The following is an 18,486-nucleotide window of genomic DNA, read 5'->3' as shown; positions in this document are numbered from 1 at the left end:
TAGCGAAGGCAAAGCGGGTATTTACGGTATTGCTGCGGTTGTCGTGTGCGCTCGCTAGCGATCCGCGCCGCTGACGGCAAGGCTCGGCTTGGCTCGGATGTTGGGTAATACCGGAACGAAAAAGGCACCGCGCGAGGCGGTGCCAGGGATGGCGAGAGGAACAACAACAGAGACAACGAGAGGAACGATGGCCGGTAGGGAAGCTTGTCACTGCTCAGGAGGCCACCACCCAGGCGGCGGTTAGAAGGCCTCCCACTCCTCTTCCGCCTCGCGAGATCGAGCGGCCGGGGCGCGTGGCGCCGTCGGGGTCGAGGTCGTAGGCGGCGTTACGCGGGCGCTGGCGGCGAGCGAGGTGGTGGCCGGTGCAGAGGTCGGTTCACCGCTGAGCTTGAACAGGCTGAGCAGGCCGTTGAGCTGTTTGACCTGGTCGCGCATTTCGGCGGCGGCGGCACGGGACTGCTCGACCATGGACGCATTGTGCTGGGTCATGCTGTCCAGGTCGGAGACCGCGATATTGACCTGGCTGACGCCGAGGCTCTGCTCCTTGGTACCGGCGGTGATTTCGGCGATCACATCGTTGACGCGCTGGATGCCGCCGACGATCTCCTGCATGACAGTTCCGGCCTTGTCGACCAGCTCGGTGCCATTACGGGTTTTCGTTACCGAGGCGTCGATCAGCGTGCGAATCTCGCGGGAGGCGTCGCTGGAGCGGCTGGCCAGCGTGCGGACTTCCTGCGCGACCACGGCGAACCCGCGGCCATGTTCGCCGGCGCGCGCTGCCTCGACCGAGGCGTTGAGCGCGAGGATATTGGTCTGGAAGGCAATGCTATCGATCATGCCGATGATCTCGCTGATCTGCGTCGAGGCATCGCGGATTTCGGCCATCGTGCTGACGACCTGCTGCATGGTGCTCTGCCCGGTCTTCACGGTATCGACGGCGTCATGGGTCAGACGGCTTGCCTGCTGGGCGGCTTCGGCGGTGTTGGTGACGGTGGCCGAGATCTCTTCCATCGAGGCGGAGGTCTCCTGCAGGTTGGAGGCCGACTGTTCGGTTCGACTGGCCAGGTCGTCGCTGCTCTGGGCAATTTCGGTGGCGGCGACGCCGACCGCGCCGGAGCTGGCCCTCACCTGCAGGAGCAATTCGTCGATTCGTGCGATAAAGGCGTCGAACTGGTCGGCGAGTTCGCCTATCTCGTCGCGTCGCTTGCTGGCGATGCGGGCCCGCAGGTCGCCGTCGCCTTCGGAGATCTCGCGGATACGGGCGGTGATGGCACGCAGGGCGCGGGACATCAGCAGCGGGCCGGCCAACGCGAGAGAGAGGGAGGCGATCAGCACGATCAGGCTGAAACCGAGCACCAAGGTTTCCTGCGTATTGGCGCGCGCCAGACTCTGCTGCTCGAGCTGTGCGACTTGATCGGTCACGTTCTGGCCGGCGATATCGTAGACGTCGCGCAGGGCAGAGAAAGTGCTCAGCGATTCGCCCTCGAGGTGGTCAACGGCCGCCTCGAGATCGCCACTGTCCCGATAGGCGAAAGTGGCCTCCGCCGCTTCATGCCAGGCGTCGTAGAGGGCCGAAAAGCTGTCGGTTCCCGCCGTGACTTCGGGGTGTCCCGACATCAGGCTTTGGAACTGCAGCAGGCGATCACGCGCCTGTTCGGCGTTGTCGCGGAAGTCCTCTTGGGCCTGGCGCGCGCGCGCGGAGTTCGGGGTGGCCAGCAGATACGCCTGCTCGGCGACGCGTGCCTGGTAGAGATCGCGATCGGCATTGAGCACCTCGCTGCTGGCGACATTGAAGACGCCCCCGAATTCCTGCATGCGCTGCTTCAGCGACTCGATCAGCCGGTAGTCCGCGAAGACGACGACCATCAGCGCTAGAGGGATGGTGAGAAACGCGATCGCGTACTTTACGCGGATCTGGCGAAAATGGTTCAGCATGATGGTCATCTCCGTGGGTGTTGAAGCGGAAAATACGACCGGAGATTGACGGCGTCGAGCCAGCGAAGCGGTTTGTTACGTTTGTTAACAAAGGGCGTCTCAGCGCCCTCGACTTTGGTTGAAAAACCTTCTTATGCCCCTGAAGTTCGGCGAGCGTTGGCCGATATCGACAAGTTATTCCGCGAAGATATCGGCCCGGCGATGTAGCTGGGCTTGCAGGTGGGCGGTTCGTTCATTCGTCCCTTTCATTCGCTCCTTTCATGCGTCAGCAGCCAGACCTTGCGCGTCAAACCGCCCGCATAGCCGGTCAGCTTGCCGCTGCTGCCGATCACGCGATGACAGGGCACGACAATGGCCAAGGGATTGCGTCCATTGGCAGCGCCGACCGCGCGCACGGCGCGGGGCTGGCCGATATCGCTAGCCAGTTCGCCGTAGCTGCGGGTTTCGCCGTAGGGAATTGCCTCTAGTGCGTGCCAGACCGCCCGCTGGAATCGCGTTCCGCTCGTCTCTAAGGGCAGGTCGAATACCTGCAGCCTGCCCTTGAAATAGGCGTCGAGTTGAGCGATGCACTCCCGGATCAGGGCGTTAGTCGGCGAGTTCTGCTTGTCATGCAGCGTATCGCGGAAGGCGATACCGGTGATAGCCGTGGCGTTCGCCTGAATGGTCAGGGCGCCGAGCAGGACATGGCGCGGCGGCTGATAGATCGTGCGATAGCCGTCATCGCTCGGGGGCAGGTCGGGGAGTGTCAGCGGTGCGTTCATGGTCAACGGGGCGTTCATAGTATCTGGTCCCAGAGATGTAACGTGAGATAGCTGCGCCAGGGCGAGGCCTGGCCCGGGTCGAGTGGGGCGTCTAGCGAGGCGATCGCGCGCTTGAGACCGACATCGCCCGCCAGCCAGACATCGGGTTCGCCAAGCCCGCGCAGGGCGGCGGTACTGACCGTCCAGGGGCCGATGCCCTTGAGTGCGAGCCACTGCTGTACGTCGTCACCGACCGTGGCATTGTCGTAGGCGATGGCCAGTCGCCTCAGTGTCTGGCGGCGGCTATCCGGCAAGCCGAGAAAGTCGAGGGGGCTGGCCGCGATGGCAGCCGCTGTCGGAAAGCGACGCCGACCCTCGTCGTCGGTCTCGCCCAACTGATCCACCAGCTGCTGCAGTAGGCGAGTGGCGGCGGCGACAGAGACCTGCTGGCCGAGAATGGCGCGAACACCGGCCTCGAACAGGCTCCATACGCCGGGCAGACGTAGGCCGGGTGTCAGCGCCAGCGCCGGTGCGCTGCGGGCCAGATGCGCCTCGATGGTGGCGGTATCGGCATCCAGGTCGAGCAGTCGTCGGATACGCCGCACGACCGGGTTGAGCTGGCGCAGATCGCTTAGTGTCAGGGTGATCCGAAATCGGTAGGCGTCGGGTTCATGGGTCGCGCTGAACGCGCCGGTCGTCTTGCCCAGCCGAAAGGTGCGCCCGAACGTCTTGTCGTCTATCCATTCGAGTCCCTGCAGGCGGTGCAGCCAATGAAAATGACGCAGGCGCTCCCAGGCGTACGGTGGGCGGTAGGCAAGCTGCAGGGTGAGTGTGCTCGTGGTGGCGGTGGTTCGCCGGCGACGGATGGCCGAGGGCGTCAGTGACATCTGGCGCTGGAAGGCGTCGTTGAAGCGTCTGACGCTGCCGAAGCCGCTGGCATGGGCGATATCGGTGATGGGCAGTGTAGTCTGGTGCAACAGTTGCTTGGCGAACAGGCACTGGCGGTAGAGCGCGTAGGTCTTCGGCGAAACACCGAAGCGATTCTGGAAGAGCTGGCGCAGATAGCGCTCGCCGATGCCCAGGCGCTCGCAGAGTGCCCCCAGGCTGTCGTGCTGCAAGGCGCCATCGTCGATCAACCGCAACGCGCGCTGGAGCGTGGTCGCCGGCCCTTGCCAGGCCGGCGACTCCGGTGCACTGTCCGGGCGGCAGCGCAGGCAGGGGCGAAATCCGGCGCCGGCCGCCGCCACGGCGGAGTCGAAATAGCGCACGTTGCGCTCCTGCGGCAGGGTCGCGGGGCAGATCGGCCGGCAGAAGATGCCGGTGGTTTCGACGCCGATGAAGAAGTGGCCATCGAAACGCGCATCTCGGCTCAGGCGCGCTTGACGACACTGTTGCGGGTCCAGCATGACGGGGTCCTGGTGCATGACGATGTCGCCATTGTAGCGCCCCACGTCGTCTTGGCTGGCCGGATTCGGCAGTGATGTCATGCGCGCCGGCGGTGCGACTCGGCAGGACGCTCCGAGCGTGCCTAGGGCATCACGTCATCGTAATCTTGCCAGTAACGCCCCATCTCCCGGTCCTGTGTCAGCCCGTAGAGGGTGTAGCGGCGGGCCAGGCGCGCGCCGCCGTCACGGGTCAGGGGCTGCCAGGCGATCGTCGTGCTGCCGCGGCTCGACGAGGTGAAGAAAGCATCGAACGGTACCGAGACGTAGAGTCCCTTGTCGAAGCTGCCTTCGCCGTAGTCGTCGCCCGCGTCGGTGAACGTGGCCCAGGCGCCGACCCGTACGCCGGAGTCGAACGAGCGCGACAGGTCCACGGTGGTGCCGATATCGCCGGCCAAATAGCGGCCGACGCTGACCTGGGCGAGCACGTCTTCGATGCCGGTATCGACGTACGCCGTGGCATGCCCGGTCCAGGTATCGTAGTCGCGCATGTCGAAGCGCTGATCGAAGTCGCGCTGCTTGACCCAGTTGAGATCCACGCCGAAGGCGAAGGCGCTGTTGAAGGGGCGGTAGAGCATTTCGCCCCCGGCGCCGGCATACATCATCTCGAGCAGGCCGCCGTAGGCCATGCCGTACCAGTTCTGACCGAACCGGGCCGTGCGGGTGTACTGCAGGTTGTAGATGCCCAGGCTGGTCTCGTCGAGATAGTTGCCGATGTTGGTACGCACGCGAGGCAGCGCCGAGCTGGCGATGTAGTCGTACTTGTCGAAGTTATCGGCAAGGTTGAGCGCCGCTTGGCCGCTGAACCAGCCGTTGGCATCGGTGCGGTACTCCGCGTCGAGCTTGGCATAAAGCTGGTAGAGATAGCCGTCGGGGCCGCCCATGTTCTGGTTGAGGCCGGGCGAGAGATTCCAGCTGAAACTCTCGAGATCGTCCTCGTAGAGGCGCTCGCCGCTCGGTGCCGTGTCTTCGGGGCGCGTGATCGCCGCGGCATAGAGACCATAGCGGTACTGCTGGTCGTAGCGGGTGGACTGAGAGGCGTTGACGAAGGCCTGGCGATCGTGAACGTCGTCACGCAGGCCCATGCCGACGCTCTGCCAGCGATAGCGGAAGGTCTGGATATCATCGTCCGCGCGATTCTGCAGGATACGGTTGGCGCGGTTTTCGCTCTCCTGCAGCGAGCGGTACTTGGTAGCTTCCGCCTCGACGACCAGCTCATCGTTGTCGCGGGTGATGCGGCGTACGCGCATGCCGGCATTAGCGGCCAGATCTTCGCTGACGCCGTGCCAGTCGTCGGTGCCGCGCGTCGGTGCCGGTTCGATCGGCTCGGGGCGAGGGTCCGCCGTCTTCGGCTGCGACAGGCCGGCGAGATTGCCGCGCAGGGTAATCCCGACCATGGCGGTGTTGCCTCGCTCCCAGCCGGCGCTGAGCGCGATATTGTCGTTGAGATCGAAGCGCGCACCGAGATTGATCGGGGAGTCCTGGGTTTGCGGATTGTCCAGCGGCTCGCTGCGATAGTCGTTGCCGTCGTACTCGAGCTGCAGGCTAAGCGGGTCCCAGGGTGTCTGGTATTCGACGCCACCGAACAGCCCGATATCGCCGCTGAACAGGTCGGTGAGGTTGAAGTCGCCCGTATCGTCGCTGGTCTCGCTGGGGCGTTCGTCGAAGCGGTCCGAGATCGCCGACAGCGGGTTGCCGATACCGCCGCCGGCGCCCAGATAGCCCCAGCCCAGGCCTAACGAAAAGTCGAAGTCGTACCAGCGTTTGCTGGCAACGAAGTACTCGCTGCTGAACAGGCCCGTACCGCCGAAATCCCGAAATCCGAGTGCCAGGGCGGGGGTGCTGCGATCTTCCTCGAGCAGGCGAAACTTCACGTCGATCCCCTTATCGAGGTAGTCACGGTCGCCGGCGATCGTTTCGTTGAAGTTGCGGTTGGCCACCGAGGTATAGCGGAAGCCTGCCTCTAGCCAGTCAGTGGCCTGGACACTCACGTTGTAGCGCGAGTAGGGCGAAACATGGCTGTAGTTCAGCGAGATATCGCCGAGGGGCGCCATGCGCGCGCTTGGCGTCTGCATCAGGCCGACGCCGCCGAAGTCGGTGCGTGCCTGGCCGAGCTCGGCGTGAATGGGCGGCGCGTGAGCAAGCAGCATGGGCAGTGAGATGCCCATGATCGGCGTCACGCGGCGCAGAGTAGACGAGCGGCGATCTGCAAATTTCGTCATGAGCTTGACTTAATGATAGAGAGAATCGGTATCGACGAGAGTGCAATCGTCACCGGGAAGCCGACTGGCCAGAAAATGGGGGAGTGCATCGTCCACCCAGCGGGCGCCGACGCTGTCGAGCGGTACGGCAACGATCAGGCGTGAGCCGGGGATCAATGGCGCCTGTTCGTGATTCCAGGCTGCGATACCGATCTCGCGTACCTCGCCCTGGGGCGATATGACCTGCAGCGTGTCGGCTCGCTCGGTGGCCGCCGACGGCAGTGCTGCCAGCAGGTCATCGGTGGTCATCTCCGGCAGCCAGGGTAGGCGCTCGATGCCCAATGGCGTCCATGCTTCGACCCAGTCGGGTGTCGCACACCAGCCGATGCGATCGATGTCGGTGACTTGGGGCACATCGCGCAGGTTGGCCATCAGCCAGGTGGGGTCGACACGACCGGGCACGCGCCCCTTGTCGAGGCGATCGAGCGCCTCTCGCCACGCACTCAATCCCTCGGCAACGCCCGGGGCGTCGAGAACGCGGGCCTGCAGAGACAATCCTTCCAACTCGGCCTGCAAACGCCGTTTTTCCTGTTCGTTCTCCGCTTGCAGGTCCTGGCGCACGACAAAGGCGCGCATCCAGTTGACCGTCGTATGCGCCTCGATGCGAGACCAGGCGTCCAGCAGTGTCGGTGACTCCGGTACCGGCGTCCCTTCGATATCAATCGTGAAAGTCGTGGCGGGTTCGACGTCGTCCTGCGCCAGGGCGACGCTGCCGACCAGCGTCAGTACGCCGGCCAGCAAGCCAGGCAGCCAGCCGTGTCCGGTGCTGCGGTGTGTTCCGATCGGGGTCACCATGTGTCGATCACATCCTTGCCTGAGTTCACGGAAATCCCTGTCCCGTCATCCGTTCTGTCACCGGCTACCACGAGCGTTGCCGCGAGCCCTCGCGGGCAACTGCCCGCAACGCTATCGGCATTGTCGGGGCGATGATCACCAGGGCCGCGCGATGCGCCACGAAAACGTAGGGGCATCCGGCCATGGCTGGGTCTCCACGGCCCACAGTCGGCCATCACGCGGCGAGCGCCAGAGCGTGCTGACCGTGGTGTCGCCGCTTTCCCACTCGAGCGTTTCTCGGCAGGGCTGCAATGCGGCGTCGGTCAGGGGCAGCGACATCTCGACGGTCTCGCTATCGCAGTGCAGCGACGCTTGTGCCTCACCGCGCGTCTCGAACCCGTCGGCCGAGCGCCATTCGCGAATGACGCGATAGTCAGCACTGTCGTGGCCGCGCCGCCACGGTATCGTCGGCTGTCCACTGTCCGTGACGACCTGGGTGTCGATCAGGTCGGACGTCAAGCCGGCGGTGCTTCTGAGATAACCCTGCTCGAGCGCAATGGTGGCGTTGTCGGCGAACTGCCAATAGGTCATGTCGCCGGTGGACTCGGCCAGGATGACCAGCCCGCCCGCACCCGCGACCTCGAGGTCCAGCGAGGCGTACGGGGTCGCAGCAGCCTGTTCCTCGATAGCCGCCGTATCCGGACCACCGGTCAGGCTGCCGAGGGAAGGGCCGCGGTCGAGTGCACAGCCGCTCGCCAGCAACCCGGTCGCCAAGGCGGAGAGACGAAAGAAGACCGCCCGAAGGCGGCCTTCCAAGCCGTAATGACGGACTGCTGTCATTACCGCGTACCGGTCGTACCGGTCGTACCGGTCGTACCAGTGGTGCCATCGCTACCACCTGCGACAGCCAGGGCACCGATCGACGACGCTGCCGGGCTAGCGGCAACAGCGGATGCTGCCGTAGCACTGGCGGCGCTGCCTGCACCGGCTGCCCTGCCTGCCGCCACTTCCTGCGCGGTAGCAAGTGAAGAGACAGCCATTAGAGCGACTGCCAAGATGGCTAGTTTCTTCATAGGTACCTCCTGCTTGTTGGTTAAACCAACGGTTGTGGTCCGAAGACCACGTTTATTCTTACCAATATTATGCGTCCGAGCAATTACAAGTTGTCAATTCTCTCAATAAAAGCGGTTCGCGAGCGTGAAATCGGAAACTACCGAAATGGGTTGCACCGTGATTGAACGGGTTTGGGGTTAAAGAGACATGCTGGTGCAGTGGTGGATGAGCGCGAGCGGTCAGCGCAAACTGTATCTTTATGAAACATTATTTTCCTGTACTGTATTAGATAAAAATAATCTGTCAGCAAATGGCGACGCGAATTTAACTTAAGTATTAGAGGGATTGGGTCGGTAGGGTCGATATCGGTTACCCAACAAGGCTATGGAGGGCGATGGCGCCAGTACGGGGTGTGGAGCCAGTGCCATCTGTCTCGCCGGCCGATGTCGTAAGCTCATGATAAAAAAGAGATATTCTGAAAACTCTCGGGGTTTGTGTCGTTAGGTAAGTTGTTGCGGGTATGAGAAAGTTAATGTTTTTTAGTGTGTCAAGTGGCGTAGGAAATGGTTCTTGCCTGTCGCGGAAACGTCACACCTTGCCGCTATCAATTATTGGTTGTCAGCGTCGGATAGAAGCCAATAAGAGGTTTTTGCACACTGTTTGCACTGGTTGTGTAAGGGGATGGTTATTGTTTTGTTGTTTTTTTACAAACCTGGCACGCCCTTCGCATTGCTTGATTTGCGTCGCAACGGGGTCAAGGATTGAACACCCTTATAAGACAAGTCTGAAAAGCCTTTTGGTTGTTAAAGGTGGAAGCTCATGGCCTCGGAGAATGCCGTTAATATTCCGGGGCGGTAGCGTGTTTAAAATTTATTTATTGAGCTGGCTCGATAATCAAGGTCGAGAATGGTTGAGTAGTGGGGCTCCTCATGGACGAAAAACAGGGTGAACGGCAGGGATGAAGATGACTCTTGATAGATGGCGTGCCATCTGGCTATGCATGTCACTTGGCGTGGTTCTCTCCGGTTGTGCCTTCGCGCCCGGCGGCAATATCGGCTATGAGACGGATTCGGCGCCGATCGACGACCTCGTGGACGTCGAGCCGATCACCTTGGGGCTGGTGCGCAGTCAACAGATGGCGCCGACAGAGGAGGCGGCAGGTGGCACAGGTGACGATGCCGCGCTCGCCAGAGCGCTGTCGGGTCCGCAACATGACGCTCTCGACGCGCGCTATCAGTACCGCATCGGTGTGGGGGATGTGCTCTCGATCATTGTCTATGACCATCCTGAGCTGACCATTCCGGCGGGCAGCGAGCGCCCAACGGAGGAGTCGGGCAATACCGTCTATAGTGACGGCTCCATCTTCTATCCCTATGTCGGACGTATCCAGGTGGCTGGGCGTACGGTCGAGGACGTGCGAGATCAGCTGCAGCGCAGTCTGGCGACCTACATCACCGAACCTCAGGTTGACGTCAAGGTGGCCGGCTACAACTCACAGAAGGTCTACGTGACGGGGCAGGTCGAGCAGCCCGGTGTGATGCCGGTGACCAATGTGCCGATGACCGTATTGGACGCCGTCAATCTGGCCGGGGGGCTGAATGGCGAGGCCAACTGGCATGATGTGGTCCTGACGCGTGGCGACGAAGAAACGCACATCGACGTCCATGACATGCTGCAGAACGGTGATCTCGAGCAGAATCGACTGCTGCAGGATGGCGACGTGCTGCATGTGCCGGATCTGGGCAACCAGAAGGTGTTCGTGATGGGCGAGGTCGTCGACCCGGCGACGCTGCCGATGGGCAACACCCGTCTGTCGCTGACCGACGCCCTCTCGCAGGCGGGTGGCATGGACGAGGCGCAGGCCGACGCCAACGGCATCTTCGTGATCCGGCAGGCAGCGCCCGACAGCGGCAAGCTGGCGACGGTCTACCAGCTGGACGCGCGCAATGCCACGGCACTGGTACTGGGCACCCAGTTCATGCTGCAGCCCACCGATATCGTCTATGTGACCGCTGCGCCGTTGAGCCGCTGGAATCGCGTGGTCAACCAGCTGACGCCGACGATTACCTCGATCTACCAGGTGACGCGAGCCACGCGTGACTTCGATGAGCTGCGGGACGGCAACTGAGATGTTTGACCGCATATTGGTGCTGTGTACCGGCAATATCTGTCGTAGCCCGGTGGCCGAGGCCCTGTTGCGCGCTCGCTTTCCCGAACGACAGATCGCTTCCGCCGGCCTGGGCGCCCTGGTCGGGGAAGGCGTCGAGCCAACGGCCCGCGCGCTGGCCGAGGCGCATGGCCTCGATCTCTCCGCCCATGTCGCCCGGCAGGTCGATGATTCCATGTTGCAGGCGGCGGACCTGGTGCTGGTCATGAGCGAGGGGCAGCGCCATGCCGTGGCCGAGCGCCACCCGGCGGCTTCCGGCAAGACGATGCTGTTTGCGCGCTGGATCGAGCCACGAGAAGTGCCGGACCCCTACCGCAAGAGCGAGAGTGCCTTCGAACACGTTCATCAGTTGCTGGTGCAGGCCGCGGACGCCTGGATCGGCAAGATGCCGGACCGCTGAAAGGATGCAAGAGTCCCCCATGAACACGAGCAATACATCGATGACGCCCACGGCGCGCAGTAATCACGAAGAGATCGACATTCGACGACTGCTCGGCATCCTGCTGGACTATCGCAAGTGGGTCCTGGCCAGCGTGGCGGTCTTTGCCCTCATTGGGCTGGTCTACGTGAGTCTGGCGACGCCCATCTACCGGGCCGACGCGCTCGTTCAGATCGAGTCGAATGCGCCTGACAACCCGCTGCGCGAGGTCTCCTCGTTACTGGGAGAGAAGCCGCCGACGCTGTCGGAAATCGAGATCATTCGGTCGCGGATGGTGTTGGGTCAGGCGGTGGATCTGCTCAATCTCGATATCAACGTGACGCCGGTCACGTTGCCGGTGATCGGTGGCTTCCTGCGCAGTCACGGCATCGGTCGGCCCGACTTCGCCCAAGGATGGGGCTACGCCTTCGGCGGAGAGAGCGTGGTCGTCAGCGACATGCCGATGGCGGATGCCTATCGCGGCAAGACATTTACCCTCGAGGTGGAAGACAGCTATAGCTACCGGCTGTTGGATGCCGATGGCACTGAAGTCGGTAGCGGCAAGGTGGGGCAGATGAGTACCTTCCTTGGCGGTGACCTGTCGCTACGAGTGACCGCGATCGATGCCGCACCCGGCGCTCGCTTCACGGTGCAGCGCACGCCGGAGCTGGCCGCGATCAATGGTCTGCGGGGACGCTTCGAGGTCGTCGAGGCCGGCAGCGAAACCGGTATCCTGAGCTGGAGCCTGACCGGCACCGACCCGGATGAGACGCAGAGGGCGCTGAATACCATCGCCGACATCTACTACTCGCAGAACGTGCAGCGCCAGTCCGAGGAGGCGCGCAAGAGCCTGGAGTTCCTCAACAGCCAGGTGCCGGAGATTCGCGAGCAGCTCAACCAGGCCGAAGACAAGCTCAACCAGTACCGTGAATCTCGCGATAGCGTCGACCTGTCGATGGAGACGCAGTCGGTGCTCGATCGCGTGGTCAACCTGGAGTCTCAGCTCAACGAGCTGGAGATGAGCGAGGCCGAGATCTCTCAGCGATTTACCAAGTCGCACCCGACCTATCAGGCGCTGCTGGAGAAGAAAGCCCAACTGCAGCGTGAACGCGACAACCTCAACCAGCAGGTGAAGAATCTGCCGGAAACGCAGCAGGAAATCCTGCGCCTGCAGCGCGACGTCGAGGTCAACAACGAAATCTACGTGCAACTGCTCAACAAGGTGCAGGAGACCAAGATCGCCGAGGCGAGTACGGTCGGCAACGTCCGTATCCTCGATAGCGCGGCGGCGTTGCCGGCGCCGGTCGCGCCCAACAAGGTACTGATTCTGGCAGTTTCGATCATCCTCGGGTTGATCGTCGGGGTGGCGGGAGTCTTCCTGCGGGCGCTGTTCAATCGCGGTATCGAGACCCAGGAGCAGATCGAGGAGCTTGGCCTGCCGGTCTACGCGACGATTCCGCTTTCCGAGGAGCAGGGCAAGCTTGACCGGCGCATCAAGCGTTCCCGCCGTGAGCAGGAGCGCAGCGTGCCTGCCGGGCTGCTGGCGATGCGGAATCCGGCCGATGTGTCGATCGAGGCGTTGCGTGGTCTGCGTACCAGCCTGCACTTCGCCATGCTCGAAGCGAATGACAACCGGTTGATGATTACCGGTCCGAGCCCCGGCGTCGGCAAGAGCTTCGTCAGCGTCAATCTGGCAGCGGTCTGCGCCCAAGCTGGTCAGCGTGTCCTGGTGGTCGATGCCGATATGCGCAAGGGGCAGGTTCACAGCGTTTTCGGTGCCGCGTCCGGTCAGGGGCTGAGCGATCTGCTTGGCGGCAAGCTCTCGTTGGAGGAAGTCGTGCGCGACGTTGCCGACGTCGAGAACCTGCAATATGTCGCCCGCGGCATGGCACCGCCGAACCCCTCTGAGTTGCTGATGGGGGCGCGTTTCAGTGAATTCTTGCGCGCGGTCAGCGAGCGCTATGACCTGGTGATCATCGATTCTCCGCCCGTTCTGGCGGTGACCGATGCTGCGGTGGTTGGGGAGCAGGTCGGTACGACGCTGATGCTGGCACGCTTCCAGCTCAATCCGGCGAAGGAGCTCGAGCTGGCGCTCGGCCGACTGCGCACGGCGGGCGTGGAGCCGCGCGGTGCGATCCTGAACGCGGTGGAGCGCAAGGCGGCCACCGAGTACGGGTATGGTTATTATCATTACAGCTACAAGTGACAGGATGATTGGCGCAAGCTAGCGACCGGCAGGTCACGCGGTCACGATCTGGAACTCTTTCGGCGCTGAATGCATGTCTCTTGAAGCCTATTTTTCCCTAGGGTTGGTGGTCTGTGTGCTGTTGGCGCTGGCCACCAACCGGTTTCCCACCGACGCGATTCTGGTGGGAGCAATGGCGCTGCTGATCATCAGCGGCATCCTGTCGCCGGCGGCGGCACTGGCCGGCTTCGGCAACAGCGGTGTCATCACCATCGCGGTGCTGTTCGTGGTGGCCGCCGGACTCAAGGAGACCGGCGCGGTGCACTGGATCGTGCAACGAGTGCTTGGCCTGCCCGACAGCGAGCGCGTAGCGCAGCTGCGAATGATGGTGCCGACGGCGGTGCTCAGTGCGTTCATGAACAACACCACCGTGGTGGCGATGCTCATCCCGGCGGTTCAGGAATGGTGCCGGCGTCTGCAGATGTCGCCCTCGCGTCTGCTGTTGCCGTTGAGCTACGTGGCGATTCTCGGCGGTACCATGACGCTGATCGGTACCAGCACCAACCTGGTCGTCAACGGCTTGCTGCAACAGAGCGGGCAGGGCCTGGGGATCTTCGATATCACGCCGCTGGGGGTGATGGTGGCGCTTGCCGGTGGCGTGGTGCTGTTCCTGATGGGCGGGCGCATGCCGGATCGCCAGGGTGCCCGCGGTCAACTGGCCAAGATGCGTGAGTATGGCGTCGAGTGCGTTGTCGAGGCGCGCGGCCCGGTGGTCGGCAAGCCGATCGCCGAGGCGGGCCTGCGTCGCCTGGCGCACGGCTATCTGGCTGAACTGGAGCGTGACGGCGAGCTGTTCAGCGCGGTCAGTCCGGATACCGTGCTCAAGGCCGGCGATCGCCTGTTCTTCGTCGGCTCGCCGGAGTGTGCTCAGGAGCTGCGCGCGCGCAATGGCCTCAAGCCGGCCAATAGTGACGTCGATTCGCTGCCCATGGCACATATCCACCGCAGCTTGACCGAAGTGGTGCTGTCACCGGAGTTTCCCGGCATCGGACAGACGGTCAAGGCGGTGCAGTTCCGGACCCGTTACCACGCCGCCATCCTGTCGATTTCGCGTCACGGCCAGCGTATGCAGGGCAAGCTTGGCGACGTCAAGCTGCAGCCTGGCGATACGCTGCTGGTCGAAGGGGGTCGCAGCTTTGCCAACGTGCACCGTAACAACCGCGATTTCCTGCTGGTCAGCGCGCTGACCGACTCCAATCCGCCCGATCACCGCAAGGCGCCGCTGGCGATGGGGCTATTGCTGCTGCTGGTGGCAAGCTCGGCGCTCGGCTGGCTGTCGATTCTGCAGGCGGGCTTTCTGGTCGCCGGTCTGATGATTCTCACGCGTTGCCTGACGGCGACGCAGGCACGACGCTCGGTCGATTTCAGCGTCCTGATCGTGATCGCCTCGTCGTTCTCCCTGGGCAAGGCGCTGGAAGTCACCGGTGCGGCCCAGGGGATCGCCCAGGCCTTGTTGACGCTGGGGCTCGATAGCCCCTGGGTGATGTTGTTGGCGATCTATCTGTTGACCACGCTCTTCACCGAGCTGATTACCAACAACGCGGCGGCGGTGCTGATGTTCCCCATCGCTCAGGCGGTGGCGACATCGCTGGGCGTGTCACTGATGCCGTTCGCCATCGCGGTGATGTTCGCGGCATCCGCCAGCTTCCTGACGCCGCTCGGGTATCAGACCAATCTGATGGTGCAGGGCCCCGGCGGCTACCGCTTTACCGATTACCTCCAATGGGGATTGCCGCTGAGCCTGACGGTCGCGGCGGTAACGCTCATCGGTATTCCTTTTGTCTGGCCTTTCTGACCTGCGGATCCTGCCATGAATCAGACACAGCGCCTCGGCGGCATGCCGCGTCAGTGGCTGGCCCGATTTCGCGGCGAGTTGTTTCTCTCTCTCTGCCGGACCTTCGTGGCGCGGGGTATTGCCGCGCTGGGCACCTTGATGCTGGGCATCGTGCTCGGTCGGCTCTACGGTGCGGCGGGTGTCGGCGTCTTTGCCCTGGCGCAGAGCGTTATCCTCGGCGCGGGCATCATTGCGCGCTTCGGGCTGAACGGCACGCTGATGCGCTATGTCAGCCAGGATGCCGCCAGCCCCAACATTCCGGTCTATCTGCGCTGGTCGCTCTACCGCGCCGGTGGCTTGAGCCTGGCCGTGGCCTTGCTCATCGGGCTATGCCGGATGCCGCTGGCGCGCTTCTTCGATTCGCCGGATCTCGCGCCAGTGCTGGTCGGTATTGCGGTGGCCGTGCCCGCTTTCACACTCTCTTTTGTCCTCGCCGGCTTTCTCAAGGGAATTGGCATGCCGGCGCGAGCCAGCCTGCAGGAGAACGGCGCCATTTCGCTGCTGGCTGCGGGCTGCATTCTGGCGATGGTGCTGGCGACCGGTTCGCGTTCGCTGGTGCTGGCCGGCTGGGGTTTCTGTCTGGCGGCCTGGTTGGTCGGCCTTCAGGGGGCGCTGCAGAGCGGGTGGTGGTTGCGCCGGCACCCTGAGGTGATGAACGGCAAACCGGATGGTGAGCTGCCGACGCGCGGCGAATACTTCGCGACCGCCCACAGTTTCATCGTGCTCAATCTCTCTCAGTTTCTGCAGCAGGTACTGGGGGTGCTGATTGCCGGCGCGTTGCTGACACATGGCGACCTGGGACTCTTCAAGTCAGCCGAGCGTGTGGCCATGGTCATCAGCTTCATCCTGTTGGTGATCAATGCGGTCTTTCCGCCGCGCTTCGCGCGTCTGTTTCATCAGGGCAAGCACCCGCAGCTCAAGCAGCTAGCCCAGCGCAGCTCCCTGGCGGCGACGGTGCTGGCGCTGCCGCCGGCGGCCGTCTGCTTCGTCTTCCCGGAGTGGGTACTCGGCTGGTTCGGTGACGAATTTCGCCAGGCAGCCGATCTGCTGCGTATCATTGCGGTGGGACAGCTGATCAACGTGATGACCGGAGCCGTCGGTTTCCTGCTGACGATGACCGGACGCGAGAAGCTGATGCGCAATATCACCCTGATTTGCAGCACGCTGGGCACGGCATCCTTCTTCGTGCTGATCCCCGTATTCGGTGCCACGGGGGCGGCGTTGTCGCTGATGCTGGTGCTGGTGCTGCAGAACGTGGTGGCAGCGTTTTTCGTATGGAAGAAGATGGGGATCGTCATGCTGCCCATGAGGGCATGACGGTCAAGGTGATCCACACAAAAGGGACGACCCAATGGATATGCACGAGACGTGGATCGAGCCACTGCTGATCGCGGTCAAGGCGGCCGGCGAACAGGTCATGGAGATCTATCGGACCGGTAGTGAAGTGACACTCAAAGACGACGACTCGCCGCTGACCGAGGCGGACATGGCGTCGCATCGTGCACTGGTCTCGGCGCTGGCTTCCCTCGAGCCGACGTTGCCGGTGATCTCCGAGGAGTCGGCGGATATCGATTACACGACGCGGCAGGGCTGGGATGCCTATTGGTTGATCGATCCGCTGGATGGCACCAAGGAGTTCATCAAGCGCAACGGCGAGTTCACGCTCAATGTTGCGCTGGTTAGCGGCGGGGTGCCGGTTTTCGGCATTGTGCATGCACCGGCGCTGCCGGAGGGGCCGACGACCTGGTGGGGCGGTCGCGGGTTCGGCGCCTTCAAGCAGGTAGCCGACGCGGCGCCGGAGACGATCTCGGCCCGCGCACTGCCCGATCCGGCGGTCGAGACCTGGCAGGTCGTCGGCAGCCGCTCACACGGGGCGGAGACGTTCGAGGCCTTCTGTGCCGCGTTGCCGTCGCACGAGCGCGTCAGCATGGGAAGCTCGCTGAAGCTGTGTCTGGTCGCGGAAGGGCGCGCGGATCTCTATCCCCGGCTGGCGCCCACCTGTGAATGGGATACGGCGGCGGCTCATGCGGTGGTCACGGCGGCCGGTGGTGAGGTATTGGATGCCGAGACGTTGGCGCCGCTGCGCTGCAACCAGAAGGAGAGCTATCTCAACCCGTTCTTCATCGTCTGTGGTCAACGCGACCCGCGCTGGGAGTCGGCTCTGACCCAGGCGTTGCGCTGATCAGACCGGTTTTTTCGTCAATCTGGATAGATACAACATGGGGTGCAATTGACCATGACCGTACCGAACACCAATCAACCGAGTCCTGACGTGGCGCTGAGTCCCGAACGCCAGACCCACTTGAAGCAGCTCGAAGCCGAGTCGATTCACATCATCCGCGAAGTGGCGGCCGAGTTCGGCAACCCGGTGATGCTCTACTCGATCGGCAAGGACTCCTCGGTGATGCTGCATCTGGCGCGCAAGGCCTTCTATCCCGGGTCGCCGCCGTTCCCGCTGATGCACGTCAACACCACCTGGAAGTTCAAGGAGATGATCGAGTTCCGCGACCGCATGGCGGCGGACGTGGGCATGGAGCTGATCGAGCATATCAACGAGGAAGGGCGTGCCGCCGGCATCAACCCGTTCGATCACGGCAGCGCCAAGTACACCGACATCATGAAGACCCAGTCGCTCAAGCAGGCGCTGGACAAGTACGGCTTCGATGCCGCCTTCGGCGGGGCGCGCCGCGACGAGGAAGCCTCCCGCGCCAAGGAGCGCGTCTACTCCTTCCGCGACAAGCACCACCGCTGGGACCCCAAGAACCAGCGCCCGGAGCTGTGGAATCTCTACAACGGCAAGGTTAACAAGGGCGAGTCGATCCGTGTCTTCCCGCTCTCCAACTGGACCGAGCTGGATATCTGGCAGTACATCTACCTCGAATCGATCCCCATCGTGCCGCTCTACTACTCCGCCCCGCGTCCGGTGGTCGAGCGCGACGGCATGCTGGTGATGGTCGACGACGAGCGCCTGCCGCTGGAACCGGGCGAAGTGCCGGAAGAGAAGTGGGTGCGCTTCCGTACGCTGGGCTGCTATCCGCTGACCGGTGCGGTGGAGTCGGAAGCGGCGACGCTGCCGGAGATCATCCAGGAGATGCTGCTGACCCGCACCTCGGAGCGCAGCGGTCGTGCCATCGACAAGGATCAGGCCGGCTCGATGGAGAAGAAGAAGCGCGAAGGCTACTTCTGAACCCGCGCTGCGGCGGGCCGAGAACCCCAATGTTCCGGTCCGCGCCACGCCGATAACAGGCCTTCGATTCGGCGATATGCCGAATTCCCTTGTCCTGACCTTTCATGATTTCCGGATGCCCGTGCCGACGCCTCTCGCGAGACCGTCGCGGCTTCGTGCATCCCAATGACCCCGGGAGATACGATCATGTCCCATCAGTCTTCATTGATCGCCGACAATATCGAGCAGTACCTCAAGGAGCACGAGAGCAAGGATCTCCTGCGCTTCATCACCTGCGGCAGCGTCGACGACGGCAAGTCGACCCTGATCGGACGGCTGCTGCACGACTCCAAGATGATCTACGAAGATCAGCTTGCCGCCATCACCCAGGCCTCGAAGTCCAGCGGCACCACCGGCGACAAGGTCGACCTGGCGCTGCTGGTCGACGGCC

14 protein-coding genes are annotated in these 18,486 nt (G+C 63.1%); 8 read left to right on the top strand and 6 right to left on the bottom strand.

The features are described from left to right. Nucleotides 1–240 precede the first annotated feature (240 nt). From MC381_RS03675 to MC381_RS03650, 6 genes are all read right to left on the bottom strand, one after another. Nucleotides 241–1,935, bottom strand: a complete 1,695-nt coding sequence (locus tag MC381_RS03675) for a methyl-accepting chemotaxis protein (RefSeq protein WP_251976383.1) — start codon at nt 1,933–1,935, stop codon at nt 241–243. Nucleotides 1,936–2,180: 245 nt separating this feature from the next. Further along, nucleotides 2,181–2,714 (bottom strand): methylated-DNA--[protein]-cysteine S-methyltransferase, encoded by a 534-nt coding sequence (locus MC381_RS18240; protein ID WP_286009638.1) that lies wholly within the window; start codon nt 2,712–2,714, stop codon nt 2,181–2,183. Then, nucleotides 2,711–4,162 carry an AlkA N-terminal domain-containing protein gene (locus MC381_RS03665; RefSeq protein ID WP_319022832.1) on the bottom strand — a complete coding sequence of 484 codons (1,452 nt, stop codon included), beginning with the start codon at nt 4,160–4,162 and terminating at the stop codon, nt 2,711–2,713. The genes MC381_RS18240 and MC381_RS03665 overlap by 4 nt, the downstream gene beginning before the upstream one ends. A 41-nt stretch (nt 4,163–4,203) precedes the next feature. Further along, entirely contained in the window at nt 4,204–6,339 is a 2,136-nt protein-coding gene (locus MC381_RS03660) for a YjbH domain-containing protein (RefSeq protein ID WP_251976382.1), read from the bottom strand. A 9-nt stretch (nt 6,340–6,348) separates the two neighbouring features. After that, complete coding sequence (locus MC381_RS03655; RefSeq protein ID WP_251976381.1) at nt 6,349–7,173, bottom strand: capsule biosynthesis GfcC family protein; 825 nt, start codon at nt 7,171–7,173, stop codon at nt 6,349–6,351. Between the two features lie 135 nt (nt 7,174–7,308). Continuing rightward, the gene (locus MC381_RS03650; RefSeq protein WP_251976380.1) at nt 7,309–7,992 is read right to left on the bottom strand and encodes a YjbF family lipoprotein; all 684 of its coding nucleotides are present in this window, start codon (nt 7,990–7,992) and stop codon (nt 7,309–7,311) included. 1,171 nt (nt 7,993–9,163) lie between these two features. Between MC381_RS03650 and MC381_RS03645 the strand changes: the two genes are divergently transcribed. The 8 genes from MC381_RS03645 to MC381_RS03610 form a co-directional block, all read left to right on the top strand. Next, nucleotides 9,164–10,333 carry a polysaccharide export protein gene (locus tag MC381_RS03645; RefSeq protein WP_251976379.1) on the top strand — a complete coding sequence of 390 codons (1,170 nt, stop codon included), beginning with the start codon at nt 9,164–9,166 and terminating at the stop codon, nt 10,331–10,333. Between the two features lies 1 nt (nt 10,334). Beyond that, the gene (locus MC381_RS03640) at nt 10,335–10,772 is read left to right on the top strand and encodes a low molecular weight protein-tyrosine-phosphatase (RefSeq protein ID WP_251976378.1); all 438 of its coding nucleotides are present in this window, start codon (nt 10,335–10,337) and stop codon (nt 10,770–10,772) included. 19 nt (nt 10,773–10,791) lie between these two features. Then, nucleotides 10,792–12,996, top strand: coding sequence for a polysaccharide biosynthesis tyrosine autokinase (locus tag MC381_RS03635; protein ID WP_251976377.1), 2,205 nt, complete (start codon nt 10,792–10,794; stop codon nt 12,994–12,996). A 73-nt stretch (nt 12,997–13,069) separates the two neighbouring features. Further along, nucleotides 13,070–14,830: an SLC13 family permease gene (locus tag MC381_RS03630; RefSeq protein ID WP_251976376.1), complete on the top strand. Its 1,761-nt coding sequence runs from the start codon at nt 13,070–13,072 to the stop codon at nt 14,828–14,830. Nucleotides 14,831–14,845: 15 nt separating this feature from the next. Further along, the gene (locus MC381_RS03625; protein ID WP_251976375.1) at nt 14,846–16,186 is read left to right on the top strand and encodes a lipopolysaccharide biosynthesis protein; all 1,341 of its coding nucleotides are present in this window, start codon (nt 14,846–14,848) and stop codon (nt 16,184–16,186) included. Nucleotides 16,187–16,220: 34 nt separating this feature from the next. Next, nucleotides 16,221–17,051: a 3'(2'),5'-bisphosphate nucleotidase CysQ gene (gene cysQ / locus MC381_RS03620; protein ID WP_251976374.1), complete on the top strand. Its 831-nt coding sequence runs from the start codon at nt 16,221–16,223 to the stop codon at nt 17,049–17,051. A gap of 54 nt (nt 17,052–17,105) precedes the next feature. Then, nucleotides 17,106–18,056, top strand: coding sequence for a sulfate adenylyltransferase subunit CysD (cysD, locus tag MC381_RS03615; RefSeq protein WP_251976373.1), 951 nt, complete (start codon nt 17,106–17,108; stop codon nt 18,054–18,056). Nucleotides 18,057–18,242: 186 nt separating this feature from the next. Continuing rightward, a partial coding sequence (locus MC381_RS03610) for a GTP-binding protein (RefSeq protein ID WP_251976372.1) occupies nt 18,243–18,486 on the top strand: 244 nt, incomplete at its 3' end.

The organism is Salinicola avicenniae (genome assembly GCF_023736115.1).
Classification (GTDB): domain Bacteria; phylum Pseudomonadota; class Gammaproteobacteria; order Pseudomonadales; family Halomonadaceae; genus Salinicola; species Salinicola avicenniae.
The sequence above is the reverse complement of the archived record's forward strand: the minus strand, read 5'-3'. Positions and strand labels throughout refer to the sequence as shown.